The sequence below is a fragment of the Streptomyces sp. NPDC048507 genome, from assembly GCF_043199995.1.
In the GTDB taxonomy this organism is placed as follows: domain Bacteria; phylum Actinomycetota; class Actinomycetes; order Streptomycetales; family Streptomycetaceae; genus Streptomyces.
In genome coordinates this window covers 323292-346912 of record NZ_JBICWZ010000002.1, presented here as the reverse complement: position 1 = coordinate 346912, position 23621 = coordinate 323292, and the positions used below count along the sequence as shown (strand labels likewise).

Annotated in this window: 20 protein-coding genes; 13 read left to right on the top strand and 7 right to left on the bottom strand. The window is 73.4% G+C overall.

The genetic code is table 11. The annotated features are described in order from the left end of the window. Nucleotides 1–88: 88 nt before the first annotated feature. From ACGFXC_RS06670 to ACGFXC_RS06660, 3 genes are all read right to left on the bottom strand, one after another. Nucleotides 89–277, bottom strand: a complete 189-nt coding sequence (locus ACGFXC_RS06670) for a DUF6381 family protein (protein WP_393710177.1) — start codon at nt 275–277, stop codon at nt 89–91. 79 nt (nt 278–356) lie between these two features. After that, nucleotides 357–1982: an amidohydrolase gene (locus tag ACGFXC_RS06665; RefSeq protein WP_393710176.1), complete on the bottom strand. Its 1626-nt coding sequence runs from the start codon at nt 1980–1982 to the stop codon at nt 357–359. A gap of 26 nt (nt 1983–2008) precedes the next feature. Then, nucleotides 2009–2740, bottom strand: coding sequence for a TetR/AcrR family transcriptional regulator (locus ACGFXC_RS06660; protein WP_393710174.1), 732 nt, complete (start codon nt 2738–2740; stop codon nt 2009–2011). Between the two features lie 68 nt (nt 2741–2808). Here ACGFXC_RS06660 and ACGFXC_RS06655 point away from each other — a divergent pair, with 68 nt between their 5' ends. Beyond that, nucleotides 2809–4266 carry a purine-cytosine permease family protein gene (locus tag ACGFXC_RS06655; RefSeq protein ID WP_393710172.1) on the top strand — a complete coding sequence of 486 codons (1458 nt, stop codon included), beginning with the start codon at nt 2809–2811 and terminating at the stop codon, nt 4264–4266. A gap of 43 nt (nt 4267–4309) precedes the next feature. Here ACGFXC_RS06655 and ACGFXC_RS06650 read toward each other — a convergent pair whose 3' ends face one another. After that, the gene (locus ACGFXC_RS06650; protein ID WP_393710170.1) at nt 4310–5785 is read right to left on the bottom strand and encodes an MFS transporter; all 1476 of its coding nucleotides are present in this window, start codon (nt 5783–5785) and stop codon (nt 4310–4312) included. A 201-nt stretch (nt 5786–5986) separates the two neighbouring features. Between ACGFXC_RS06650 and ACGFXC_RS06645 the strand changes: the two genes are divergently transcribed. After that, nucleotides 5987–6232 carry a protealysin inhibitor emfourin gene (locus tag ACGFXC_RS06645; protein WP_393710168.1) on the top strand — a complete coding sequence of 82 codons (246 nt, stop codon included), beginning with the start codon at nt 5987–5989 and terminating at the stop codon, nt 6230–6232. 128 nt (nt 6233–6360) lie between these two features. Here ACGFXC_RS06645 and ACGFXC_RS06640 read toward each other — a convergent pair whose 3' ends face one another. Further along, nucleotides 6361–7725, bottom strand: coding sequence for an NAD(P)/FAD-dependent oxidoreductase (locus tag ACGFXC_RS06640; RefSeq protein ID WP_393710167.1), 1365 nt, complete (start codon nt 7723–7725; stop codon nt 6361–6363). Between the two features lie 226 nt (nt 7726–7951). Between ACGFXC_RS06640 and ACGFXC_RS06635 the strand changes: the two genes are divergently transcribed. From ACGFXC_RS06635 to ACGFXC_RS06600, 8 genes are all read left to right on the top strand, one after another. Continuing rightward, on the top strand, nt 7952–9664 hold the full coding sequence (locus tag ACGFXC_RS06635) for a PP2C family protein-serine/threonine phosphatase (RefSeq protein WP_393710166.1): 1713 nt from the start codon (nt 7952–7954) through the stop codon (nt 9662–9664). Nucleotides 9665–9698: 34 nt separating this feature from the next. Next, nucleotides 9699–10508: an alpha/beta fold hydrolase gene (locus ACGFXC_RS06630; RefSeq protein ID WP_393710164.1), complete on the top strand. Its 810-nt coding sequence runs from the start codon at nt 9699–9701 to the stop codon at nt 10506–10508. Continuing rightward, nucleotides 10508–11770 (top strand): PP2C family protein-serine/threonine phosphatase, encoded by a 1263-nt coding sequence (locus tag ACGFXC_RS06625; RefSeq protein WP_393710162.1) that lies wholly within the window; start codon nt 10508–10510, stop codon nt 11768–11770. The genes ACGFXC_RS06630 and ACGFXC_RS06625 overlap by 1 nt, the downstream gene beginning before the upstream one ends. Next, a complete protein-coding gene (locus ACGFXC_RS06620) occupies nt 11758–12117 on the top strand; it encodes an STAS domain-containing protein (protein ID WP_393710160.1) in 360 nt (119 codons plus the stop codon). Before ACGFXC_RS06625 ends, ACGFXC_RS06620 begins: the two co-directional genes overlap by 13 nt. 42 nt (nt 12118–12159) lie before the next feature. Next, entirely contained in the window at nt 12160–13125 is a 966-nt protein-coding gene (locus ACGFXC_RS06615; protein WP_393710158.1) for an LLM class F420-dependent oxidoreductase, read from the top strand. A gap of 52 nt (nt 13126–13177) precedes the next feature. Further along, a complete protein-coding gene (locus tag ACGFXC_RS06610; protein WP_393710156.1) occupies nt 13178–14272 on the top strand; it encodes a glutamate--cysteine ligase in 1095 nt (364 codons plus the stop codon). Between the two features lie 74 nt (nt 14273–14346). Beyond that, nucleotides 14347–14508: a hydrophobic protein gene (locus ACGFXC_RS06605; protein ID WP_393710154.1), complete on the top strand. Its 162-nt coding sequence runs from the start codon at nt 14347–14349 to the stop codon at nt 14506–14508. A 108-nt stretch (nt 14509–14616) separates the two neighbouring features. Beyond that, nucleotides 14617–14985: a PRC-barrel domain containing protein gene (locus ACGFXC_RS06600; protein ID WP_393710153.1), complete on the top strand. Its 369-nt coding sequence runs from the start codon at nt 14617–14619 to the stop codon at nt 14983–14985. 94 nt (nt 14986–15079) lie between these two features. On the opposite strand, the gene ACGFXC_RS06595 is transcribed toward ACGFXC_RS06600, so the two are convergent. Together ACGFXC_RS06595 and ACGFXC_RS06590 are read right to left on the bottom strand one after the other, a co-directional pair. Then, entirely contained in the window at nt 15080–15424 is a 345-nt protein-coding gene (locus ACGFXC_RS06595) for an STAS domain-containing protein (protein WP_393710151.1), read from the bottom strand. An 86-nt stretch (nt 15425–15510) separates the two neighbouring features. Beyond that, nucleotides 15511–15942 carry an ATP-binding protein gene (locus ACGFXC_RS06590; protein WP_393710149.1) on the bottom strand — a complete coding sequence of 144 codons (432 nt, stop codon included), beginning with the start codon at nt 15940–15942 and terminating at the stop codon, nt 15511–15513. 201 nt (nt 15943–16143) lie between these two features. On the opposite strand from ACGFXC_RS06590, the gene ACGFXC_RS06585 reads away from it, so the two are divergent. The 3 genes from ACGFXC_RS06585 (at nt 16144) to ACGFXC_RS06575 (ending at nt 23606) form a co-directional block, all read left to right on the top strand. Then, the gene (locus ACGFXC_RS06585; RefSeq protein ID WP_393710914.1) at nt 16144–20661 is read left to right on the top strand and encodes a HAMP domain-containing protein; all 4518 of its coding nucleotides are present in this window, start codon (nt 16144–16146) and stop codon (nt 20659–20661) included. Nucleotides 20662–20728: 67 nt separating this feature from the next. Continuing rightward, the gene (locus ACGFXC_RS06580; protein WP_393710912.1) at nt 20729–23155 is read left to right on the top strand and encodes a SpoIIE family protein phosphatase; all 2427 of its coding nucleotides are present in this window, start codon (nt 20729–20731) and stop codon (nt 23153–23155) included. A 127-nt stretch (nt 23156–23282) separates the two neighbouring features. After that, entirely contained in the window at nt 23283–23606 is a 324-nt protein-coding gene (locus ACGFXC_RS06575) for a plasmid stabilization protein (RefSeq protein ID WP_393710147.1), read from the top strand. Nucleotides 23607–23621 lie beyond the last annotated feature (15 nt).

Sequence of the window (23621 nt, the reverse complement as noted above, 5' to 3'; positions counted from 1 at the left end):
CCCTGCTCGTGTGACCGGTCCGGCGCCGCGTAAACCCCCCGGGGCGGCGGTACTCGGGTCCCCGTCACCCGCGGTCCGGCCGGCCGGGCTACATGGGGTCCATGGTCCCGGTGCCCGGCCCTTCGTCCCGTTCGAGCTCCTGGCGGATGCGCAGGGCCTCGTCCGTCAGCCGCTGCCGGTCCGCGGGATCCTCGGCGTGCTGGGCCGCCTGCTCCAGTCCCTGGGCCTTGTCCCGCAGGTGCCGGACCCGCTCGCTCGGCTGGTTCTCGCCGCTCATGATCAGTCGTCCTCGGGCTCGTGGGGGTGCGGACGTCACCAGCAAAGCAGCAGGGGCGGAAGGCCACCACCGGGCCCGGTCACACGCCCGGGGCGCGGTACGTGGGACGGCCGTCGAGGACGGTGAGCAGTACGGGCAGCCCGGCCAGGTCGGCGGCGGCCGTGGTCAGCGGGCTGTCGGCGAGGACCGTGAGGTCGGCGCGGTACCCGACGGCGATCCGGCCGGCCACCCCCTCCTCGCCCGCCGCCCGGGCCGCGTTGACGGTGATGCCCTGCAGCGCCTCCAGGGCGGTGAGCGCCTGCCCGGGGCCGTGCGGCGGCTGCGTGAGGTCGCGGGAGGGCCGGCGGTGACGGGCGCCCGCCATCACGCCGAGGGGCGGATAGGGGGCGATGGGCCAGTCGGAGCCGAGGACCACGGTGGCGCCGGAGTCCCACAGGTCGCGGCAGCGCCAGGCGCGGGCGGCGCGCTCCTCGCCCAGGCGGCGCGACCAGTTGTCGGTGTGGTCCGCCCGGGTGAAGTCGCAGCAGTGGGTGGGCTGCATGGACGCGATGACGTCCAGCTCCGCGAACCGGCGCAGGGTGTCGTCCGGCACGGTCTCGATGTGCTCGATCCGGTGCCGCACTCCGGGTCCGCCGCCGGCCCGGGCCCGCTCGACGGCGTCGAGGGCGTGGCGGACGGCCGCGTCGCCGATCGCATGGGTCGCGGTGGGCACGCCGGCCCGGTGGAACGCGCCGACGGTCCGGGTGTAGACCTCGGGGTCGGGCCAGAACGCGTGCGTGGACTCGCCGTGGCAGTCCGGGCGTTCCAGCCAGGCGGTGCCGTTGTCGACGGTGCCGTCCATGAAGATCTTGATGCCGTCGGTCCGCCACAGGATGCCGCCGGTGCCTTGCCGCTCGATGAGCGCGCGCACCCCCTCCGCGTCGGTGCCGGGCTGGCACCAGGGCGCCACCCGCAGCCGCATCGGCAGTGCGCCGGCCGCGTCGAGTTCGGAGAAGAAGGCGCTGCTGTCGCCGTTCGCGTCCATGACGTGCGCGCCGGTCAGTCCGGCGGCGGCCATGGCGTCCAGGGTGGCGGCGAGCCGGTCGAGCCGCTCCTGCCGGGTGGGCTGCGGGGCGGCGCGCTCCACGAGGGCGCAGGCGGCGTCCTCCAGCAGCAGCCCGGTGGGACGGCCGTCGGCGTCGCAGACCACCTCGGACGAAGCCTGGTCGAAGGTGCGCGGTCCGTCCACGCCGGCCAGTTGCAGGGCCCGCCGGCTGGCCAGCATGGAGTGGGCGTCGAAGAGCAGCAGGAGCGCGGGGACGCCGTCGAGCACGGTGTCGAAGGGCGCGGTCTCGACGGGCCGGTCGCCGAACACGTTCGGGTCGAGGCCCCAGCCGTGCAGCCACGCGCCGGGCGCGAGCTCCCGTACCGCCCGGGCGAGGGCGGCGCGGACCTCTTCCAGGCCGGTGCACGCGGACAGGTCGAGGCCGTGGGTCAGTTCGGCGCCCGACACGGGGTGGAGGTGGCCGTCGACCAGGCCGGGGGTCACCACCGCACCCTTGAGGTCGATCACCGTCGTCGAGGGGTCCGCGAGGGCGCGGATCCGGCGGTCGTCGCCCAGGGCGCGGATCCGTCCGCCGGAGGCGGCGAGGGCGGTCTCCGGCAGGAAGGCGCCGGTGGCCGGGTCCAGGAGGCGGGCGGAGAGCAGGACGAGACGGGGGTGCACGGCGGCTCCAAGGGGGAACGGGAGGGTCAGTCGGGGAGGCCGGACGATCCGGCGGAGGAGCCGCCGTCGCCGCCGGGGGAGGCCGCGCCGTCGGCAGGGGTGTCGGCAGGAGTCCCGGCAGGAGTGCCGGCGGCCCGGGTGAGGGTGCCGGCCGCCAGGCCGAGCAGGTTCTCCGCCGTGGAGACGGCCATGGCGGTCACCGCCGCCGGGCGGTCCCGCGTGTCCGTGTTGGCGTGCGCGCCGAGTCCGTCGAGGACGACCAGGATCTGGATGGTGGTGACGTACGGGTCCGGCGTGCGGAACTCGCCCCCGGCCACCCCCCGCGACAGCAGCGCCTCCAGCCGTCCGCGCCAGGCGGCTTCCTGGGCGGCGACCCGCTCGCGCAGGACGGGCCGGTAGCGGCTGAGGTGGCGCGCGTTGATCCAGAGCCGGCTGATGGTGTCGTACGCGGTGCCCGAGGTGCGGGCGAGGAACCGGGCGAGGTGCTCCGTGGCGGTGCCCGGGGGCGGCGGATCGGGCAGCAGGGCGTCGAGTTCCGCGCCCGCGGCGCTGCCGAACGCCTCCGCCACCAAGTCCTCCACCACCGGGAAGTAATGGCTGATCAGACCGGGCCGGACGGCGAGCTCGTCGGCGATCCGGCGCAGCGTGACGCACTCCAGCCCCTCGGCCAGGGCGACGGCGGCCGCCGCGCCGACGATCTCCGCCCGACGGGCCTCGGGAGACTTCCGGATACGTGTGCGCTCAGTGCTTGACGGCATGGGAAGGATGCTATTGAGTGTGCGACCAATAAGCAAGCAGGTGGGTACGACCAGCACCGGAGGGCCCCATGGCGTCCACGAATCCCGACCCGCGGCCGGCGGCCGTCGCCGCGACCGGGGCCACCGAGCCCGCCCCGCCGCGCCCGCCCCGCATCGAGGCCCACGGCATCGACCACGTCCCCGACGGGGAACGCCACGGCCGTCCCCGCCAGCTGTTCTCCGTCTGGGCGGCCGCGAACGTCAATTACCTCAGCCTCGTCATCGGCGGCGCCCTGGTCCTGATGGGCCTGACCCTCCGGCAAGCCCTCGCGGTGATCGTCGTGGGCAATCTGTTCTGGCTGTTCACCGGCCTCGTCGCGGTCTCCGGACCGGCCTCCGGCACGCCCAGCGAGGTGATCACGCGGACGATGTACGGGATCATCGGCAACCGGGTGAACAACGCGATCGGCGGCTGGCTGCTCTCCGTCTGCTACTTCGCCCTCAACCTGGCCGCCGCGGCGGCGGCCGCCTTCGCCCTCGTCGAGAAGGCGGGCATCACGGCGAACACCGGCGTCAAGGTGGCCGTCGTCGTGCTCATCGCCGTCCTCACGCTCGCCATCAGCGTCTACGGCCACGCCGCCATCGTGCGGCTCTACCTGCCGATCACGCTGGTGCTCACCGCCGCCTTCGCCGTCGTGGCCGTCTGCGTGGCCGGGCGGACCGACTTCGCCTACCGCCCCGCCGAACCGCTGTCCGGCCGGGCCCTGTGGGCCGTGCTGATCGCCGGGACCACCCTGATCGCCGCGGGCCCGCTGTCCTACACCACCAGCGCCGACTTCTCCCGCTACCTGCCCCGCACGGCCTCCCGCAGGGCCGTCGTCGGGTGGACCGCCTCCGGCGGCTTCCTGGCGGGCGTCGCCGTCTGCTCCCTGGGCGCGTTCGCCGCGACCGCCGTCGACATGACCGACCCGCAGACCGGCCTGGAAGAGCTGCTGCCCGGCTGGTTCTACCCGCTCTTCCTGCTCTCCCTCGTCCTCGGCACGATCGCCGTCAACGCCCTGACCGCCTACAGCGCGGGCCTCGCCCTCCAGGCGGTCGGGCTGCGGGTGCGCCGCTCGGTCAGCGTGCTGGTCGACGGGGCCGCGGCCGTCGCCCTGACCCTGTACGGTCTGCTGGCCTCCAGCCTCCTCGACACCGTCAGCAACGCCCTCCAGCTGACCGTCGTCCTGCTCGGTCCCCTGATGGCCGTGTACGCCACCGACGTCGCCTTGCGCCGGGGCCGCTACGACGCCGCGGCCCTCGCGGACGAGACGCCGGGCGGCCCCTTCTGGTACACCGGCGGATTCAACGGCTCCGGCGCCCTCGCGGCCCTGGTCGGGGTGGGCGCGGCCGCCCTCTGCGTCGACACCCTCTACACGGGCCCCGTCGCCTCCGCCCTGGGCGGCGTGGACCTCTCGCTGCCCGCCGGCATGACCGTGGCGGCCGCCCTCTACGCCGTCCTGATGCGCAGGTCCCCGACGGTGCTCGCCGCCCGCGCCGGGGCGTGAGCCCCCGTACGGACACGGGCGGCGCGGCCGGGCGATCAGAGGATCAGGCGGGCGCGTCGCCGGCGGCCGGGGTGGCGGAGAGCGGGGTCGCGATGTCCTCCAGGGACCTGCCCTCCGCGGCGACGGCGAAGAAGACGGCGACCAGCCCGGCCGCGACCATCAGCCCGGCTCCGACGCAGAAGGCGATCACGGCGTCGGAGACGACCCCGCTGGAGGTCAGCCCGGCGAAGAGCAGCGGGCCGGAGATGCCGCCGGCCGCCGTGCCGATGGCGTAGAAGAAGGCGATGGCCATCGCGCGGGTCTCCATCGGGAAGATCTCGCTGACCGTCAGGTAGGCCGAACTGGCCCCGGCGGAGGCGAAGAACAGCACCACGCACCAGCAGGCGGTCATCGTCGTCGCGCTGAGCACACCGGCGCCGAAGAGCCAGGCGGTGACGAACAGCAGCAGGCCGGAGAGGATGTAGGTGCCCGCGATCATCGGGCGCCGGCCCAGCGTGTCGAAGAAGCGGCCGAGGACCAGCGGGCCGAGCAGGTTCCCGAAGGCGATGACGGCGAAGTAGTAGCCGGTCATGCCGCTGGGCACGTCGAAGAAGGCGACGAGGATGGAACCGAAGCCGAAGGTGATCGCGTTGTAGAGGAAGGCCTGGCCCACGAAGAGGGAGAGGCCGAGGACGGCCCGGCGCGGGTAGGAGCGGAAGACGGTCCGGGCGATCTCGCCGAAGCCGATGCCGTCGCGCTGGGTCACCGTCATCGACCGCTCCGCCTCGGGCAGCGGCCGGCCCTTCTCCGCCTCCACCCGCCGCTCGACGTCCGCGACCAGTTCCTCCGCCTCCTGCGCCCGTCCGTGGATCAGCATCCACCGCGGGCTCTCCGGCACGTGGCGCCGTACGACGAGGATGACCAGCCCGAGGACCACGCCGAGGGCGAAGGTCAGGCGCCAGCCCACCGACGCCGGGAAGAGGTCGGTGTTCAGGGCGACGACGGAGAGCAGGGCCCCGGCGACGGCGCCCAGCCAGAAGCTGCCGTTGATGACGAGGTCGACGCGGCCGCGGTACTTGCTCGGGATCAGCTCGTCGATGGCCGAGTTGATGGCGGCGTATTCACCGCCGATGCCGAAGCCGGTGAGGAAGCGGAACAGGAAGAACCACCAGGCGGAGAAGGACACCGCGGTCAGCGCGGTCGCCGCGAGGTAGACGGCGAGGGTGACCAGGAAGAGCCGCTTGCGCCCGTAGAGGTCGGTGAGCCGCCCGAAGAACAGCGCGCCGGAGCAGGCACCCGCCACGTAGAGGGCGGCGGCCAGGCCCGTGACCTGGGCGTCGGAGATGGCCAGGCCGCTGTCGTCCTCGGAGAGGCGGCTGGCGATGTTGCCGACGATGGTGACCTCGAGGCCGTCCAGGATCCATACGGTCCCCAGCCCGATCACGATCATCCAGTGCCAGCGGGACCACGGCAGCCGGTCCAGGCGGGCGGGCACCTTGGTGGTGACGGTGCCTGACTTCGTTGCGGGGGGTTCGGCCATGCACCGCTGTCTGCCCGCTCCGTCCGGCGGCAAACGGTCCGGACGGGTGGCCGCGGGGCGACGGCCGTCGGCCAAGAGCCGGTGCAATCAAGCCCATTCGCCGGGCCGCCGCCGCCGCGCGGGGACGGCGGCGGGATCCGGGGCAGACGCGCCCCGGGCAACCGGCCCGCACGCGAATCCGGCTTCCGAAGGAGAACGGTCATGCTGATCAGCGTCACCCGCTCGGGCGGCTTCACCGGTGTGGAGAAGGCGCGCGAGGTCGACACCACGGTCCGGCCCGACGCCGCGCAATGGGAGGGGCTCGCCCGGCGGGTCGTGGAACCGGCGACGGCGGACGGCTTCCACTACCGCATCACGGTCGACGACCACGTGATCGACCTCGACGAGAGCGCCCTGACCCGCGACCAGCGCGAGCTGATCTCGGCCGTCCTGGCCGAAGGCGCCTGAGCGGCGCGGGCGGCGCGCCCGCCGCGGCGACGGGACCCGGCCGGGGGAGCACCCCGGCCGGGTCCCGTCACGCGCGGCCGCCCCGGCCGGGCGCCCCTCTGCCGCCGCGCCCCCGGACGGCCGGATCCTCAGCCGGTGGTGTCCAGCCCGCGCGTGCGCTCCCGTACCTGCTCCGGCGTCAGGTAGGCGTCGGTGTGCTCGAACTCCCGCAGTGCGGGCGGCTTCGCCATCTGGAAGCCGGTGCGGACGAAATCGTCCCCGGCCACCGCGTTCAGCAGCCAGTTGGTCATGACCCGCGTCTTGGCGACGTTCGTGCGCAGCGCCGTCCAGTGGTAGCCGCGCGCCACGGCCTGCGCCGGCAGGCCGCGCAGCGGGATGCCCAGCGGCTTCGACACGGCGTCGGTGCCCCCGAGGTCGACCACGAGGCCGAGGTCCTTGTGCACGTACGGCCGCAGGGGCTCGCCGCGCAGCGAGGCGATCACGTTGTCGGCCAGGGTCCGGCCCTGGCGCAGGGCGTGCTGCGCGGTCGGCGGGCAGATCGCGCCGCTCCCGCCCTTGGCCAGGTCGGGTACGGCCGCCGCGTCCCCGAGGGCGAAGACCCCGGGCGCGTCCGGCACCGTCATCTCGGGGGTGACCACCAGGCGCCCCCGCTCCGTCTCCGCGTCCATCGTGGCGATCAGCGGGCTCGCCGCCACCCCGGCCGTCCAGATCAGCGTCCGGCTGGGCAGCACCCGCCCGTCGGTCAGCGTCACCTCCCGCGGACCGGCCTTGGCGACGCTCACCCCCAGCGACACCTGGATGCCGCGGCGCCGCAGGATGTCGAGGGCCGCGCGGCCCAGCGAGTCGCCCAGTTCGGGCATCAGCTTGGGCGCCATGTCCAGCAGGTGCCAGCTGATCTGGCGGCGGTCCAGCCGGGGGTAGCGCTTGACGGCGTGATCGGTGAGCCGCTGGAGGCACGCCGCCGTCTCGGTGCCCGCGTAGCCGCCGCCCACCACGACGAAGCACAGCCGGGCGGCGCGTTCGGCCTCGTCGTGGCTGGCGTCGGCGAGGTCGAGCTGGGCGATGACGTGGTCGCGCAGGTAAGCGGCCTCCGCCAGGGTCTTCATGCCCCGCGCGTGTTCCAGGAGACCGGGGATGTCGAAGGTGCGCGTGATGCTGCCGGGGGCCAGGACGAGGTGGTCGTAGGCCTGGTCGGTCACCTCGCCGGTGATCTTGCGGATGACGCAGACCTTCGCCCGGGTGTCGATGCCGATGGCCGTACCGGGGACGATCCGGGTGCGGTGACGGCTGCTGCGGCGCAGGGAGACGGCGATGGACTGGGGCGTCAGCACCCCCGAGGCCACCTGGGGGAGCAGGGGCAGGTACAGCTGGTAGGCGTTCGGCGTGACCACGCTGATGTCGGCCTCGCCGGGTGGCAGCCTGCGCTCCAGACGGCGCACGCACTCCACTCCGGCGAAGCCCGCGCCCACCACGAGGATCCTCGGTCGTGCCACGGTGTCCGTCCTTTCCCAGGGCTGCCAGGTCATCTGCCCGCCTGCCCACTCCGGCCGAGCCTGCACCTCGGGCGCGGCGCCGGTCCCGCCGACCGGCGCGGAACGACAACCGCCCCAAATCCGAACATCTCGGGCAGGTGCCCCCATCCTGGGGGGACCGGGCACGGCCGCGGCGGACCTGTGGCCGCGACACGGGCCCGGGCCATCGCGACGCCGAGGACGGACGATGCCCTTCACCCCGCGGGACCCCGATACGCTGAAACTGCTGATCGCCCGTGAGGTGGAGGGCCTGCGCAGCGCCGCGCGGCGCAGCGCCGGAGTGCCGAGCGCCGACCCGGCCGACGACACCGGGCCGTCCGGCGGGGCCCGTGCCTGTGACGGCGGCCGGGACCACGCACACTCCTGCGGCGCGGACGCCGGCGAGGAGCACGACCCGTGGGCCTGCGTGTGCGCGACGCTGCCCGCCATCCCGGTCTCCGCGGCCCTGCTCGTCCCCGTACGGGAGGACGGCACGGGCCGCACCGTCGACTTCACCGTCCGCGCCGGGAACCACGTCCGGGCCGCCGACTGGCTCGAAGCCCCCGACCGGCACGCCGGACGCCGTCTCCTGGAGGTCCAGCCCGGCGCCGCGGCGGGCGGGCTGGTCGACGCGCTCTCGGGGGTGCTCGACAGCGGCCGCGCGCTGAAGGCCTACGTGCTGGACTACACGGAGCACCGCACGGACGGCCTCCACCGCACCCAGCTCCTCTACGACGCGGCGTCCTGCGGGGGCAACGTCCTCGCCACGTGGCGGCCCGCCCGCAACCGAACGGAACTGCTCTCGCTCGACGCCCAGTACATCGCCTCGATGGGATGGGGCACCTGGGACCTGCTCTCCGGAGCCGTCACCTGGTCGGAGGGGCTCGCCGCGATCTTCCGGACGGAGGCCGGGCTGGCCCTGTCCCTGACCGAGCTGTGCGACGCGGTGCTCCTGGAGGACGTCTGGCGCTTCGGCCGGCTGCTGACCGGCCTGCTCGACGGGGAGGAACCGCCCGGCGTCGAGATCCGCTTCGACGTACTGGGCGAGATCCGCACCCTGCACCTCGTGGGCCATCCCGTCACGGCCTCGGACGGCCTCCCGTGGGCCCTGCACCTCATCGCCCGCGACCTGACGGCCCAGGTGCGCAGCCGCCAGCGGCTGGCGTCCAGCCGCCGCCAGCGGGAGCGGCTGGAGGAGGAGGCCGCCGCGGAGCGCCGGGTGGCCACGGTCCTGCGCGAGGCCCTGCTGCCCACGCTCTCCGCGGAACTCGCCGAGTCCGGGCTCTCCGTCGCGACGGCGTACCTGCCCGCCGAGTCCGAAGCCGTCGGCGGCGACTGGTACAAGTGCCGCCGGCTGCCCGACGGCCGGATCCTGCTCGCCGTGGGGGACGCCTGCGGACACGGACTGAACGCCGTGGCCCGCATGGCACAGCAACGGCACGCCCTCGCCGGACTCGCCCACGCCCCCGGTACCGACGCCGGACAGCTGACCACCTGGCTCAACGAGCTGCTGTGCGCCGACCCGGCGTCGCAGACGGCCACCGCGATCATCGGGCACATCGACGCCGAGCACACCCTGCGCTGGGCGTGCGCGGGCCACCCCGCGCCCCTGCTGCTGCGCGACGGCCGGGCCCGCCCGCTCGGCACCGCCCACCGGGGCCCCCTCTTCGGCCTGGTCCCCGGACACGCCTACGCCACCGCGACCGAACGGCTTCGGCCCGGGGACCTCCTGCTCCTCTACACCGACGGCATGGTCGAGCGGCGGGGCGAGGACATCACCGAGGGCATCGACGCCCTGACCGCCGCCCTCGCCTCCTGCGACGGGCTCACCGCGCAGGAGACCCTCGACCGCGTCATGGAGGGCTTCGCCGTCGCGGACGCCGAGGACGACACCTGCCTGGTGGCGCTCCGGCTCGGCTGACCGCGCGTGCCCGCCGTCTGCGAAGATGAGCCGCATGGACGTCCGGAGCAGGAACCACGTGAGGGTGACCGGCCGCACCGGGGGACCGGTGCTGGTGCTGGCCCACGGCTTCGGCTGCGACCAGAACCTGTGGCGCGCGGTCCTCCCGGCCCTGGAACGCGACCACACGGTGGTGCTCTTCGACCACGTGGGGGCCGGCCGGTCCGACCTGTCGGCGTGGAGCCCCGAGCGCTACGCGACGCTGGACGGGTACGTCGAGGACGTGCTGGAGGTCTGCCGCGAGGCCGCCCCGGGCCCGGTGGTCTTCGTCGGGCATTCGGTGAGCGCGACGATGGGCGTACTGGCCGCGGCCCGGGAACCGGAGCTCTTCGCGGGGCTGCTGCTGCTCGCGCCCTCGCCCTGCTTCGTCGACGACCCCGCCACCGGCTACCGGGGCGGCTTCAGCGCCGCGGACATCGAGGAACTGCTGGAGTCGCTGGACGCCAACTACCTCGGCTGGTCGGGCGCGATGGCCCCGGTCATCATGGGCAACCCGGAACGCCCCGAGCTCGGTGAGGAGCTGGCCAACAGCTTCTGCCGCACCGACCCGGAGATCGCCCGCGTCTTCGCCCGGGTCACCTTCCTCTCCGACAACCGCGCCGACCTCGCGAAGGTGACCGTCCCCACGCTCGTCGCCCAGTGCTCGCACGACGCCATCGCCCCGCCGGAGGTGGGCGCGTACGTCCGCGACCAGATCCCCGGCAGCCGCCTGGTCACGCTGGCCGCGACGGGACACTGCCCCCAGCTCAGCGCCCCCGACGAGACCGCCGGGGTCATCGGAGCGTTTGCGCGTTCGGTCGCCTGATGCCCCGGGAAGGCGCCCTGGAGCCGGAACCCCAGCAGGACGGAACTCCCGACTCCGCCCGCTTCTCCGCACTGCTGGAGGACAGCGCCGAGGACCTGTACGAGAACGCCCCGTGCGGCTACCTCTCCACCCTCCTCGACGGCCGGATCGCCAAGATCAACGCCCGGCTCCTGGGCTGGCTGGGCTACCGCCGCGAGGACCTCGTGGGCCGGCGGACCTTCTCCGACCTGCTCACGGTCGGCGGCCGCATCTACCACGAGACGCACTTCGCGCCGCTCCTCGCGATGCAGGGCGAGATCAGCGGGATCGCCCTCGAACTCAAGGCCGCCGACGGCAGCCGCCTGCCGGTCCTGGTCACCTCCACCGTCAAGACCGGCGGCGACGGAGCACCGCTGCTCATCCGCACCACCGTCTTCGACGCCCGCGACCGGCGCGCCTACGAGAGCGAACTGCTGCGGGCCCGCCAGGAGGCCGAGGGCGAACGCGAACGCCTCAAGCGCCTCAACGTCATCCTCCAGCAGACCCTGCTGCCCCCGGCCCTGTCGAACGTGCCCGGACTGGACGTCGCCGCCCACTACCACGTGGCCTCCGCCGACGAGGTCGGCGGTGATTTCTACGACCTCTTCCCGCTCGCCCGCGACCGCTGGGGCCTGTTCCTCGGCGACGTCTGCGGAAAGGGCGCCAGAGCCGCTGCCGTCACCTCCCTCACGCGCTACACCCTGCGCGCGGCCGCCGTCTACGACCCCGAACCGGCGGCGGTGCTCGGCAACCTCAACACCGTCCTGACGCACGAGTACAACCAGAGCGACCCCCGCTTCTGCACCGTCGTCTTCGGCCTGCTCACCCCCGACGGCGACCGGGGAGGCTTCCGCATCACCCTCGCCGGCGGCGGACACCCCCCGGCCCTGCTGATGCGGGCCGACGGCACGGCCGCCTACCTGCCCACGCCCGGCGGGCAGCTCATCGGCGTCCTGCAGGACGCGCAGATCTCCACGACCACCGTCCGCCTGGCGCCCGGGGACACCCTCCTGCTCTACACCGACGGCCTGACCGAGGCCCACACCGCGGCGGCGGGCGGCCGCTACGGCGACGAGGCCCTCCTGGACTTCGCCGCGGAACTGTCCCCGACCACCGCCGACGCAGCGGTCACGGCGATCCGCCGCCTGCTCGACACCTTCGGCACGGGCGTGGACGACGACACGGCCGTCCTGGCCATCCACGTGCCCCGACCCACCAGTGAAGAGCCGCCGTGCACCCCCTGAGCGTCCACACGCACACCACCCCCGCCGGGCCGGTCGTCGAACTCGCCGGAGACCTGGACCACCACAGCGCCCCCCAGGTCCGCGCCCTGCTGCCCGGTCTGGAGCTCCGCGCCGGGCAGCAGCTCGTCGTCGACCTTTCCGGACTGACGTTCTGCGACTCCAGCGGCATCACCGTGATGATCGCGGCCCGCAACCACGCGGTCGGGGCCCGCGCCGACATCGTGCTGGCCGCCGTGCCCGACCGGGTCCACCGGATCTTCCGCATCGTCGGCCTGGACCGGGTCTTCACCACCTACCCCACCGCCACGGCCGCCGCGGCCGCCTGGCGGCCGCCGGAGACGGGGTAGCCGGGGAGGTTTCCGGCGTCCGGTGGCGGTTAGGCGCGGCGCATGGTGAGAATCGGGTACACGATGATGACCGAGCAGGCCGGCCCCCGCGAACTGGTGTCCCACGTGGTGGGCGCCGAGCGGGCGGGATTCGACTTCTCCGTGATCTCCGACCACTCCTTCCCGTGGCTGGAGTCGCAGGGACACGCCCCGTACGCCTGGTCCGTGCTGGGCGCGGCCGCGCAGGCCACCTCCCGCATCCCGCTGATGACGTACGTGACCTGCCCGACCTTCCGCTACCACCCGGCGGTCGTCGCGCAGAAGGCCGCGACGCTCCAGATCCTCTCCGAGGGGCGCTTCCGGCTCGGGCTGGGCTCGGGGGAGAACCTCAACGAGCACGTCGTCGGCGCCGGCTGGCCCGCCGCCCACGTCCGGCTGGAGATGCTGGAGGAGGCCGTCGACATCATCCGGCGCCTGTTCGCCGGCGGGTACGTGAGCCATCACGGCGCGCACTTCGACGTCGAGAACGCCCGGCTCTGGGACCTCCCCGGCCCGCCGCCCCCCATCGGGATCGCCGTCTCCGGGCCCCGCTCCAGCGCGCTGGCCGGACGCCTCGCCGACCTCGTGATCGCGACGGAACCGAAGCGGGAGCTCCTGGCGGGCTTCGACGCGCACGGCGGGGCGGGCAAACCGCGCGTCGGCCAGCTCCCCGTCTGCTACGACCCCGACCGCGCGGCCGCCGTGGCACGGGCCCACGACCAGTTCCGCTGGGCCCTGGGCGGCTGGAAGGTCAACGCCGAGCTGCCCGGCCCGGAGGGCTTCGCGCAGGCCGCCGCGCACACCCGGCCCGAGGACGTCGCCGACGCCATCCCCTGCGGCGACGACGTGGACGCCTTCGTCCGGGCGGTGCGCCCCTACGCGGAGGCGGGATTCACCGAGGTCGCCCTCGTCCAGATCGGCGGCGACCACCAGGAACCCTTCCTGGAGTGGGCCGGGGCCGAACTGCTGCCCGCCCTGCGAGCCCTGTGAGGACCACCCCGGAGACAGGGGTGATCTTCGCGTATCCGGGTAGCCCCAGACCGTGATCACGGTAGGCGTCGAAGAGGAATACCTGTTGCTGGAGCCCGCCCACGGGCTGCCGCTCCCCCTGGTGGAGGAGGTGCGGCGCACCGCGGGCATCGGCCCCCTCACCGAACGGGGAGAGATCCAGGACGAGCTGCTCCAGGCCCAGGTCGAGGTGGCCACCCCGGTGTGCGAGAGCCTGGAGGAGGTCGGCGGCCACCTGCTGCGGCTGCGCCACGCGGTGGGCGCGGCAGCGGAGGAGAACGGCTGCCGGATCGCCGCCACGGGGGCCGCGCCCCTGCGCGGGGCCGGGCCGGTCCCGGTGACCCCGACCCCGCGATACCTGAAGATGGAGGGCGAGGCCCGCCAGCTCGTCGACGAGCAGCTGATCTGCGGGATGCACGTGCACGTGGCGGTTCCCGACCCGCAGACCGGCGTGGAGGTGCTCAACCGCATCCGGGTCTGGCTGCCCACGCTGCTGGCCATGTCGGCGAACTCGCCGCTGTGGGACGGCCGGGACACCGGCTTCGCCAGCTGGCGCACCATCGTGTTCGGACGCTGGCCCGTGAGTGGCCCGCCGCCCTTCTTCGGCGGCATCGGCGACTACGAACAGCGCGTGGAGGCACTGGTGGCCTCCGGGGCCATCGCCGACCGGGGGCAGGTCTACTGGCAGGCCCGCCTCTCCGACCGTTACCCCACCGTCGAGGTGCGCTGCCTGGACGTCCAGCTCCGTGCCGACGACGCGGTGATGTTCGCCGGCATCGTCCGCGCCCTGGTCGCCACGTCGATCACCGAGGCCGAGGCGGACGTCCCGCCGATCGTGTCCACGCCCGAGCTCGTGCACGCGGCGAACTGGCACGCGGCCCGCTACGGCCTGGGCGGCACGCTGCTGGACCCGGGCGGCCGCGCGCACAGCAGCGGGGACGTGCTGTGCGCGCTGCTGCGGCACATCACCCCGGCCCTGGAGGACGCGGGCGACCTGCGCGAGGTGAGCTCGCTCGTGCACCGGCTCCTGCGCGAAGGCACCCCCGCCGACCGCCAGCGCCGGGCCCTGGCCGACGGCGGAACGGCGGGCCTGCTCGGTCTCATCACGGGGGCCCATTCCACCGGGTGAGGGCCGGAATTCCCCCGGAAGGATTGTGTGAGCGGAAAAACGCGGGGCACACGTCTGTTCGGAGGTTGATAATCATGGTTCCCCTGCTTCTCGTTCTACTGCTGGTGCTGCTCCTCTTCGGCGCGGGTTTCGCCCTGAAGATCCTCTGGTGGGTCGCGATCGCCGTCCTGGTCCTTTGGCTGATCGGCTTCGTCGCACGTCCGAAGAGCGGCAGCGGACGCTGGTACCGCTGGTAGGCGCGCCACGACCGCGCCCGCCGCGCACCGCGGCCGAACACGACGACGAAATGGACGGACGGCAGGCATTCCCCGCCGTCTCCCGTTTATCGGAGGAGTTGTTTTCGCGTGACTGAACAGACGTGGAGTTACAAGCCGACCTCGGGATACCTGGCGGGTGACGACCTGACGGGTTTCACGGTCGAGGCCGTCGACGGGAACGTCGGCAAGGTCGACAAGCACTCCGACGAGGTCGGTGACGCCTACTTGGTCGTCGACACCGGGGTCTGGATCTTCGGCAAGGAGGTCCTCCTGCCGGCCGGCACGGTGATCCGGGTCGAGACCGCCGACCGGAAGGTCTTCGTCGGCCGGACCCGGGACCAGATCAAGAACGCTCCCGAGTTCCGCCGTGACGAGCACCTCGCCGACGCGGGTTACCGCGAGGAACTCGCCGTCTACTACGGTCCGGACATCCCCTTCGGCGGCCGTCCCGTCTGACCGCCCGCCCGCCCCGGGCCGAGGAAGGGCGGGGGAGAGGGGCCCGAACCGCACCGGTTCGGGCCCCTCTCCACGTGCCGGACCGGCCCCCGGGTCAGGCCCGGACGGCCTCGTCGAGCGTGGTGTGCACGTCCAGGACCGTGTCCGCGCCGGTGAGGGCGAGCAGCCGGACCAGCTGCTGGCGGGGCGCGGCGATGCGCAGCCGGGTGAGTCGGTGGACGCGCAGCAGCATGTTCAGGCACGTCGAGTCGGCGAAGGTGACCTCGGAGGCGTCGAGGACCACGGTGGGATGCAGGCTCCCCGCTTCGACGAGCGTCTCGTTGAGCGGCCCGATCGTCTCGCTGTCGAGTTCACCGCGCGCAGCGACGATCCAGATCCCGTCGACGGCGTAGCTGTCGCCGACCGGGCCCTGCGGTCGGGCCCGCATCTCGTCCGACATGTCGTGTCCCCTCGCGTTCGGTCGGATGAAGTATGCACGGCCCCGCGGGCGGACCGCGTGGCCGGGGAGGGCCCGGCCGGGCGGCGTCAGCCGTCGAGTTCGAGGTGGGCGTGCACCGCCTTGCCCTGCGGGAGCGCCTCCACCTCCACCTTCGCGGCCAGTTCGTGGATCAACGGCCAGCCGAAGCCGCCGGGTTGCCAGGCGGGGGAGGCCCGGTCCACCGGGGACCGCGGGCTCGCGTCCTCGACGGTGACCCGTACGCCCGTGTCCGTACGGGCCAGACGGAAGGCGCGGACGCCACCGGCATGGCGCTGTGCGTTGGTGACCAGCTCCGTCACGACCAGGAGCGCGGCGTCCATCTGCTGTCCCTCGGGCAGGCCCTGCGCCGTCAGGAACTCGCGCGTGTGTGCGCGCGCCTCGGCGCCGGTGAGGGCGGGACCCGGCTGGACCGCCGCCTCCGCCACCGCCGGCTCGGGCTCGCCGCCCGCCGAGTGGTGCTCACCAGACCCGCCCCGCATGCTTTCCCCCTGCTGTCGGCGTCGTTCGGCAGCTCACCGTACTACCCGCGGATACCTCCGTCCCGTACGGCGATCCTCCCGGGGGCGGTAGCCTTCAGATATTTGTCGGCGGCGAGGGCCGCCGCGCACGGATCAGGGGGCACGATGTCACAGCCGGCTGCGGAAGGTCCGGGTCTCACGGGCGAGCCGGAGGTCCAGGCGATGCCCGGCGCGGTGGGGGAGCCGGAGCTGCGCCAGTTGCTGGCTGGTCTGACCGCCGTGCGCGACGGTGACTTCGGGACCCGGCTGCCCGACCGTGCGGACGGGCTGCTCGGCGAGATCGCCACGGTCTTCAACGGCATGGTCGACCAGCTGTCCCTGTTCACCTCCGAGGTCACGCGCGTGGCGCGCGAGGTGGGTACGGAGGGGACGCTGGGCGGCCAGGCGGAGGTGCCGGGCGTCTCGGGCACCTGGGCGGACCTCACCGACTCCGTGAACGCCATGGCCGGGAACCTCACCTCCCAGGTCCGTGACATCGCCCAGGTCGCCACGGCCGTCGCCCGGGGCGACCTCTCGCAGAAGATCGACGTGGACGCGCGCGGGGAGATCCTGGAGCTGAAGAACACCGTCAACACGATGGTGGACCAGCTCTCGGCCTTCGCCGACGAGGTGACCCGCGTCGCCCGCGAGGTCGGCAGCGAGGGACGCCTCGGCGGCCAGGCGCAGGTGCCCGGGGTCGCGGGCGTGTGGCGGGACCTGACGGACTCCGTCAACTTCATGGCGGGCAACCTCACCGACCAGGTCCGCAACATCGCCCAGGTGACCACGGCGGTGGCCAAGGGGGACCTGTCGCAGAAGATCGCGGTGGACGCGCGCGGGGAGATCCTGGAGCTGAAGAACACCATCAACACGATGGTGGACCAGCTCTCCGCCTTCGCCGACGAGGTCACCCGCATGGCCCGCGAGGTCGGCACCGAGGGCATCCTGGGCGGCCAGGCCGACGTCAAGGGGGTCTCCGGCACCTGGCGGGACCTGACGGACTCGGTCAACTTCATGGCGGGCAACCTGACCGCGCAGGTCCGCTCGATCGCCCAGGTCGCCACGGCGGTGGCCAAGGGGGACCTGTCGCAGAAGATCGCGGTGGACGCGCGCGGGGAGATCCTGGAGCTCAAGAGCACCATCAACACGATGGTGGACCAGCTCTCCGCCTTCGCGGGCGAGGTCACCCGGGTGGCGAGGGAAGTGGGCACGGACGGCAGGCTCGGCGGCCAGGCCGACGTCAAGGGGGTCTCCGGCACCTGGCGGGACCTGACGGACTCCGTGAACTTCATGGCCGACAACCTGACCGCGCAGGTCCGCTCCATCGCGGAGGTCACCACGGCCGTCGCGCAGGGGGACCTGTCGCAGAAGATCCGGGTGGACGCGCGGGGGGAGATCCTGGAGCTGAAGGAGACCATCAACACGATGGTGGACCAGCTCTCGGCCTTCGCCGACGAGGTCACCCGCGTCGCCCGCGAGGTGGGCACCGAGGGCAACCTCGGCGGCCAGGCGACCGTCCGCGGGGTCTCCGGCACCTGGAAGGACCTCACCGACAACGTCAACGTCATGGCCTCCAACCTGACGGGCCAGGTCCGCTCCATCGCCCAGGTGGCCACGGCCGTCGCCCGCGGCGACCTCTCGCAGAAGATCACCGTGGAGGCCAAGGGCGAGGTCGCGGCCCTGGCGGGCGTCATCAACACCATGGTCGACACCCTCTCCGCGTTCGCCGACGAGGTGACCCGCGTGGCCAGGGAGGTCGGCACCGAGGGCCGGCTCGGCGGGCAGGCCCACGTGCCGCACGTCGCCGGCACCTGGAAGGACCTCACCGACAACGTCAACTCCATGGCGAACAACCTCACCGGCCAGGTCCGCAACATCGCCCTCGTCACCACCGCCGTGGCCAACGGCGACCTGTCCAAGAAGATCGACGTCGACGCCCGCGGCGAGATCCTCGAACTGAAGACGACCATCAACACGATGGTCGACCAGCTCTCCGCCTTCGCCGCCGAGGTGACCCGCGTCGCCCGCGAGGTCGGCAGCGAGGGCAGGCTCGGCGGCCAGGCCGAGGTCGAGGGGGTCTCCGGCACCTGGAAGCGCCTCACCGAGAACGTCAACGAGCTGGCCGGGAACCTGACCCGGCAGGTCCGCGCCATCGCCGAGGTCGCCAGCGCCGTCGCCGAGGGCGACCTGACGCGCTCCATCACCGTGGACGCCTCCGGCGAGGTCGCCGAACTCAAGGACAACATCAACTCCATGGTGGGATCGCTGCGCGAGACCACCCGGGCCAACCAGGAACAGGACTGGCTCAAGTCCAACCTGGCCCGCATCTCCTCCCTGATGCAGGGGCACCGCGACCTCGCCGTCGTCGCCGAGCTCGTCATGGACGAGCTCTCCCCCCTGGTGTCGGCCAGCTACGGAGCCTTCTACCTGGCGGAGGAGACCGGCTCGGAGACCTGGCTGACCCTCCTCGGCTCGTACGGCCGGCCGGCGGACAGCCCCGCGACCGTACGGTTCCGGCGCGGCGACACCCTCGTCGGCCAGGCCGCCCGCAGCCGGCGCACCATCGCCATCGACGACCTGCCCGCCGGCTACCTCATCTCCTCCGGCCTGGGCCAGGCCGCGCCCGCCAGCCTCGTGGTCCTGCCCATCGTGGTCGAGGAGCAGGTGCTCGGCGTCATCGAACTCGCCTCCTTCCGCGCCTTCACCGCCGTCCACCGGGACTTCCTCGGCCAGCTGATGGAGACCATCGGCGCCAACGTCAGCACGATCGTCGCCAACGCGCGCACCGACGAACTGCTCGGCGAGTCCCAGCGCCTCACCGCCGAACTGCAGGCCCGCTCCACCGAACTCCAGGTCCAGCAGGACGAACTCCAGCGCTCCAACGCCGAACTGGAGGAGAAGGCCGCGCTCCTCGCCAGCCAGAACCGGGACATCGAGGCCAAGAACCTGGAGATCGAGCAGGCCCGGCAGGAGCTGGAGGACCGCGCCCAGCAGCTTTCGCGGGCCTCGAAGTACAAGTCCGAGTTCCTGGCCAACATGAGCCACGAACTGCGCACGCCGCTCAACAGCCTGCTGATCCTCGCCCAGCTCCTGGCACAGAACCCCACGCGCAACCTCACCTCGAAGCAGGTCGAGTACGCGGGCATCATCCACTCCGCGGGCTCCGACCTGCTCCAGCTCATCAACGACATCCTCGACCTGTCCAAGGTCGAGGCGGGCAAGATGGACATCAACCCCGAGCGGGTGGCCCTCAAACAGCTCCTCGACTACGTCGAAGCCACCTTCCGGCCGCTGACCAGCCAAAAGAGCCTCGGCTTCGAGATCAGCACGGCCACCGGAGTGCCGGTGGACCTGCTCACCGACGACGCCCGGCTCCGGCAGATCCTGCGCAACCTGCTCTCGAACGCGGTGAAGTTCACCGAGCACGGCCGGGTCGAACTGCACATCGAACCCGTCACCGCCGGCGAACTCCCGCCCGGCCTGGCCCCGTACCAGGCCATGGTCGCCTTCCGCGTCAAGGACACCGGCATCGGGATCGCCGAAGCGCAGCTGGAGACCGTCTTCGCCGCCTTCCAGCAGGCCGACGGCACCACCAGCCGCAAGTACGGCGGCACCGGACTGGGCCTGTCCATCAGCCGCGAGATCGCCCACCTCCTCGGCGGCGCCGTCACGGCGCGCAGCGCGCTCGGCGAGGGCTCCGTCTTCACCCTCTACCTGCCCGTCGCCCGGCCCGACTTCGCCGCCCGGGAACTGCCCGCGGCCGAGGCCCGCACGGCGGAGGCCGACGGCGGACCCGGCCCCGGTACCGCCCCGGCCGCCTCCCTCTCCGTACCCCACCAGCGCCGGCTCCTGATCATCGAGGAGCGGCCCCACGGCCTGCTCACCCTCGTCGCCGAAAGCGCCTCCCAGGACCTGGCCCAGGGACGCGGCCCCGCGGGCGACCAGGACTCCGTCGAGGTCGTCACCGTCACCAGCTCCCAGGAGGCGGCCGCGGCCCTCGCCAGCGCCCCGGTGCACTGCGTCGTGCTCGACCTCGGCCTCTCCCGCGACGGCGCCATCCGCTTCCTCGACGCCCTCGACGGGGACGCCGCCCTGTCGGCCACGCCGGTCCTCGCGCACGGCACCAGCCGCCTCTACGCGGAACAGGAACGCGAACTCCAGCAGCACCTCTCCCGGCGGCCCCTGGAACTCCTCTCCAGCCTGGACGAACTGCGCGAGCGCATCACCCTGCACCTGTCCGCCGAACAGGCCGCCGACGTCCTGCCGCTGGTCCGCCAGCAGACCGGCAGCCACCCGGCCCACGTCATCGAGGGGGAGCTGACGGGACGCACCGTCCTCGTCGTCGACGACGACTCGCGCAACCTGTACGCGATCACCGGCATCCTCGAACTCCACGGCATCCGCGTCCTGCACGCCGAGAACGGCCGCAAGGGCATCGAGGCCCTGATCGCCAACCCCCGGGTCGACCTGATCCTGATGGACGTGATGATGCCGGAGATGGACGGGTACGCCGCGACCGGAGAGATCCGCCGCATCCCCCGCTACGCGGACCTCCCCATCATCAGCGTCACCGCCAAGGCGATGCCGGGGGACCGCGAGAAGAGCTTCGCCGCGGGAGCCAGCGACTACGTCACCAAGCCCGTGGACGCCGACGACCTCATCGGCCGGGTCCGCCGCTGGATCGTCCGCGACCCCGAGTGAGCGAGCCGGGCCCCCCGCGGCCCTTCGCCCCCCACCGCCCCAGACGACGAGGAACCCCGTGAACCACGTGCCGGACGTCGGCGACCCGCACGCCCCCACGCGTACACCCGGCCCCCGCCGCCCCACCGCGCAGGACGAGCCGGCGCCGCCCGCCGCCGGGCAGCAGCACGCCGAGGCGGGGCGGCTCGCCGCCGCCGTGGAACGGCTGCGCGCCGAAGTCCGGGCGGCCCAGAACGCCGCCGACGGGCGGGCCCTCGTCGAGATGGCCAAGGGCGTCCTGATGGGCCGCCTCGGCTGCGGTCCGGCCGAGGCCGCCCACCAGCTGGCCACCCTCGCCGAGCGGTCCGGCACCGAACCCCTCGAACTGGCCGTGGACGTCATCAACGAGGCGGCCGGCGACCGGGTGAGCCAGATCGCCGCGGAGTTCCTCGCCCGCGCCGCCCGGGAGCGCGGCGACGAGGGCCGTACCACCGCCCTGCGGCTGCGCAGCGCGGAGAGCCGCGTCCTGGCCTCCCCGGACGCCCGGTCCGTCGCCGCCGCCCTCCTGGAGAACGCCCTCGCACCGCTCGGCGCGACCGGCGTGGCGATCTGGCTCGCCGACGCCGACTCCTCCCTCACCCTCGTGGGCCAGGCCGGATTCACCGACGAGGAAGCCGCCCGCTGGCGCTACGTACCGCCCGAGGTCGCCACCTGCGCCCGGCTGGCCCTCTCCGGCCGCGAACCCGCCTTCATCGCCTCCCTCGCGGACGACGGCCTGCCCACCATCGGCCGCCGCAGGCACCCCCACGGCGCCCGCCTCGCGGTGCCCGCCGGCACGGGCGGCCGCATCATCGGAGTGGTGGAGGTCGCCTGGCCCCAGCCGCAGCCCCGCCAGCAGCCCCGGATCGTCCGGCAGATCGAGGCCCTGGCCGAGCTGTGCGCCCGTACCCTCGACGACGCCTCCCCCACCCCGTACGAGGGCTCCGCCCAGGCGCCTCCCGGCACGGGCATAGCGGAGCTCACCGACCTCAGCGACAACCTCCACGACCCCGCCCTGATCCTCATCCCCCTCCTCGATGCGCGCGGCCACCTCGCCGACTTCCGGATCCACCACGCCAACGCCGCCTTCGTCGACCCGGCCGGCCGGCCCACCGGCTCCGTCGTCGGCTCCCTGTTCCTGGAGGCGTACGCCCTCGCCGAAGCGGACGGCCTCTTCGAGAAGATCGAGCGGGTCCACGCGACGGGAGAACCGCTGCGCACCGAGCGCATGTCGCTGACCGCCGTCGTGGACCAGGTCCCCCTGACCTCCTTCGCCGACATCGGCATCAGCCGCCACGGCGGAGCCCTGCTGCTCCTGTGGCGGGTCGAGGACGAGACGGCGCGGCTGGCGAGCCTGCTCGGGCACGCCCAGCGGCTCGGGCGCGTCGGCGGTTTCGAGGAGGGCGTCGTCAGCGGCCGGATCACCTGGAACGGACAGCTCTTCGCCCTCTACGGACTGCCTCCCACCACCCCGCCCGTCCCGCTGCGCGACCTCGCCGCCCACGCCCACCCCGACGACGCCATCGCCATCACCCGCTTCCTGCGCACCCTGCTGCACCACCACCGGGAAGCCGCCATCGACGTGCGTCTGCGTCGCCCGGACGGCATCACGCGGCACGTCCGCATCGTCGCCGAGCCCGTCCTCGACGCGCAGGGCGCCCTGCACACCGTCCGGGGCGCCTACCAGGACATCTCCTCCCAGCACTGGACCGAGGTCGCCCTCGCCGCCACCCGCGACCGGCTGGCCCACAGCGAGGCCGAGACCGTCGAACGCACCCGACTGACCCTCCAGCTCCAGCACGCGATCATGCCGCCCGCGCCCGCCCCGCTGGACGTCCCCGGCATCCGCGTCGCCGTGCGCTACCGGCCCGCCGAGGAAGAGGCCCTGGTGGGCGGCGACTGGTACGACGCGACCGTCCTGCCCAGCCGGTCCATCCTGCTGTGCGTGGGCGACGTGGCGGGCCACGGCATCGAGGCCGCCACGGGCATGGTCATCCTGCGCAACGCCCTGCGCGGCCTCGCGGTGACCGGAGCCGGCCCGGCGCAACTGCTGACCTGGCTGAACGCCGTCGCGCACCACCTCACCGACCAGGTGACCGCCACCGCCGTCTGCGGGGTCTACGATCCCCGCACCCGCGTCCTGCGCTGGGCCCGCGCGGGCCACCTGCCGCCCGTCCTCGTCCGTCGCGGCGCCGCCGAGGTGTTCCCCCTCACCGGCGGCCTCCTGCTCGGAGCGCTGCCGGAGACCGTCTACACCGAACAGGAGATCCAGCTCGAACCGGACGACACCCTGCTCATGTACACCGACGGCCTCGTGGAGCGGCGCGACACCTCCGTCGCGGAGACGCTGAGCCACCTCATCGCCGTCGCGGCCGAGGAGGCGAGCAGCCTGGAGGGGAGGCTCGACCACCTGCTCACCTACAGCCGCTCCGACACCGACGACGACACCTGCCTGATCGGCATCCAGGTGCGGTGAGGTGAGCGGCCCGACGACGCGTGCGGGGGCGGGCAGCGGGTAGGCGCCCTGCGGCTCCGGCGACCGCCGGCGCGCGGCCGATCAGCGGCCGCGCCGCGGCGCCGCGGCGCGAGAGGAGGCGGTCGTCATGCCGCGAGGGTCCAGCCCCAAGCGCGAGCGTCAGTACGAGCACATCAAGGAGAGCGTGCGGGAACGCGGCGAGAGCCCGGCCCGCGCCGAGGAGATCGCCGCCCGCACGGTCAACAAGGAGCGGGCCCGGGCGGGGGAGTCGAAGACCGCGAGCAAGAGCTCGACCGAGGACATGTCCTCCGCGCGGCGCGGCGGGCTGCACTCCCACAGCGGCGCGAGCGGACCCACCTACGACCAGCTCTACGCGGAGGCCAGGCGCCGCAACCTGCACGGCCGGTCGTCCATGAACAAGGCCGAGCTCAAGCGCGAACTCGGCGACTGAACCCCGGGGGGTGAC

Excerpts from the sequence above, each read along its gene's own strand:
- ACGFXC_RS06595 (WP_393710151.1), bottom strand. The coding sequence starts at position 15,424 with ATGTCGGACGAGATGCGGGCCCGACCGCAGGGCCCGGTCGGCGACAGC.
- ACGFXC_RS06615 (WP_393710158.1), top strand. The coding sequence starts at position 12,160 with ATGGTGAGAATCGGGTACACGATGATGACCGAGCAGGCCGGCCCCCGC.
- ACGFXC_RS06650 (WP_393710170.1), bottom strand. The coding sequence starts at position 5,785 with ATGGCCGAACCCCCCGCAACGAAGTCAGGCACCGTCACCACCAAGGTG.
- ACGFXC_RS06635 (WP_393710166.1), top strand. The coding sequence starts at position 7,952 with ATGCCCTTCACCCCGCGGGACCCCGATACGCTGAAACTGCTGATCGCC.
- ACGFXC_RS06645 (WP_393710168.1), top strand. The coding sequence starts at position 5,987 with ATGCTGATCAGCGTCACCCGCTCGGGCGGCTTCACCGGTGTGGAGAAG.
- ACGFXC_RS06630 (WP_393710164.1), top strand. The coding sequence starts at position 9,699 with ATGGACGTCCGGAGCAGGAACCACGTGAGGGTGACCGGCCGCACCGGG.
- ACGFXC_RS06605 (WP_393710154.1), top strand. The coding sequence starts at position 14,347 with ATGGTTCCCCTGCTTCTCGTTCTACTGCTGGTGCTGCTCCTCTTCGGC.
- ACGFXC_RS06625 (WP_393710162.1), top strand. The coding sequence starts at position 10,508 with ATGCCCCGGGAAGGCGCCCTGGAGCCGGAACCCCAGCAGGACGGAACT.
- ACGFXC_RS06655 (WP_393710172.1), top strand. The coding sequence starts at position 2,809 with ATGGCGTCCACGAATCCCGACCCGCGGCCGGCGGCCGTCGCCGCGACC.
- ACGFXC_RS06590 (WP_393710149.1), bottom strand. The coding sequence starts at position 15,942 with ATGCGGGGCGGGTCTGGTGAGCACCACTCGGCGGGCGGCGAGCCCGAG.
- ACGFXC_RS06585 (WP_393710914.1), top strand. The coding sequence starts at position 16,144 with ATGCCCGGCGCGGTGGGGGAGCCGGAGCTGCGCCAGTTGCTGGCTGGT.
- ACGFXC_RS06575 (WP_393710147.1), top strand. The coding sequence starts at position 23,283 with ATGCCGCGAGGGTCCAGCCCCAAGCGCGAGCGTCAGTACGAGCACATC.
- ACGFXC_RS06670 (WP_393710177.1), bottom strand. The coding sequence starts at position 277 with ATGAGCGGCGAGAACCAGCCGAGCGAGCGGGTCCGGCACCTGCGGGAC.
- ACGFXC_RS06660 (WP_393710174.1), bottom strand. The coding sequence starts at position 2,740 with ATGCCGTCAAGCACTGAGCGCACACGTATCCGGAAGTCTCCCGAGGCC.